Source organism: Kutzneria sp. 744, assembly GCF_000568255.1.
Lineage (GTDB): Bacteria > Actinomycetota > Actinomycetes > Mycobacteriales > Pseudonocardiaceae > Kutzneria.
Genome location: NZ_KK037166.1, coordinates 5921778 through 5923170, shown reverse-complemented (window position 1 = coordinate 5923170; position 1393 = coordinate 5921778). Strand labels below are relative to the sequence as shown.

General features: G+C 72.9%; 2 protein-coding genes and 1 pseudogene. All 3 read left to right on the top strand.

Annotation, left to right across the window (positions count from 1 at the left end; genetic code table 11):
• Nucleotides 1-476 (top strand): annotated as a pseudogene (locus KUTG_RS26780) (hypothetical protein); the annotation flags it as partial.
• Between the two features lie 181 nt (nucleotides 477-657).
• The gene (locus KUTG_RS26770; RefSeq protein ID WP_052395449.1) at nucleotides 658-1035 is read left to right on the top strand and encodes a hypothetical protein; all 378 of its coding nucleotides are present in this window, start codon (nucleotides 658-660) and stop codon (nucleotides 1033-1035) included.
• Between the two features lie 116 nt (nucleotides 1036-1151).
• Nucleotides 1152-1393 (top strand): 30S ribosomal protein S6 (gene rpsF / locus KUTG_RS26765; protein WP_043730734.1); only part of this gene is annotated, 242 nt, incomplete at its 3' end.

Here is a 1393-nt window from a genome sequence, read left to right as displayed (position 1 = left end):
TTGAAAGTTACCGACGGGTCACCGGCTGGACGGGGTGGGCATGCGAGGGCGAATCGGCACGCTGGCGACGGCGGCGGCGCTCATGCTCGCCACCAGCTCCCTCGGCTTCGCCGCGACGGCCGAACCCGGCGCCCATCGTCATCGGCAGCTGCGCCACCACCGTGCAGGGCGAGCCCGGTCAGCCGGTGTCGCTGAGCCCGAGCGCGGTCGTGCAGCCCGTGACCAGCGTGCTCAGCGCCATCCCGCTGCTCGGCCCGCCGCTGGCCCAGCCGTTCCAGAAGGCCTTCACCGCGCTGCCGCCGATCCCGATCGGCGCGTTGCCCACCGGCAGCGGCGTCATCAGCGGCGGCACCATCGCCAACCAGGTAGTCGCCCAGCTCAAGAACATCCCGCTGCTCGGCCCGGTCCTCGGGCTGCTGGTCGGCGGCGTGCAGCAGGCGCTGACCGCCGGCTGCGGCGTCGTCGGCAGGGCGTGAACACGGCCGCCGCGCCGATCCAGACCGGCACCGGCGCGCTCGGCGGCGGCTCCGGCGGCGGGTCCACCGGCGGCGGCACGGGCGGTGGCACACGGGTGGCGGCGGCTCGACGGGCGGGACCGGGGGCACCGGCGGTTCGACCGGCGGCGGCTCCACGGGCGGCTCCGGCTCGGGCGGCGGCGTGAACTTCCCCACCTCCGGCGGCGTGACCAACGGCGGCGTCGACCTCTACCAGTTCACCGGCTCGGGCTACGACTACGGCCGGGTCCCGCTGTTCTCGTACACCAACCTGCCGTTCGCGGTGCCCGGCGACTTCGCGCCGTCGCCCGGCGTGCTCTACGGCGGCAACGTCTCCGGCTACGCCCCGCAGGTCGGCAGCCTCAGCAGCGTCACCTCGTCGGCCGACGGCGTGCAGACCGCCGGTCGCGCGCAGGCGCTGCCGGGCTCCGGCTCGGGTGGCGGCGTGGCCGCCCCGGTGCTGATCGCGGTGCTTCTGCTGGCCGGCGTCACCGCGGCTCTGGTGCGCACCTGGGTGCTACGCCGAGTGGCCGTCGCCTGACGCGATTTCGGCCGACCGGACCCCGGCTGTTACCCTCTCTGGGTTGCTGACGCAACAGGCCCTCCTGCCACGGAAAGACCGTGGCCGCGCCAGTCCACAGGAGGTGAGTGGTCTCCATGCGTCATTACGAAGTGATGGTCATCCTGGACCCCAGTCTCGATGAGCGCACCGTCGCTCCGACTCTGGACACCTTTCTCAACGTGATCCGCACGTCCGGCGGCAACGTGGAGAAGGTCGACGTCTGGGGCAAGCGCCGCCTCTCGTACGAGATCAACAAGCAGCCCGAGGGCATCTACGCGCTGCTCGACGTGAGCGCCGAGCCGGCCGCGGTCAAGGAGCTGGACCGCCAGCTCTCGCT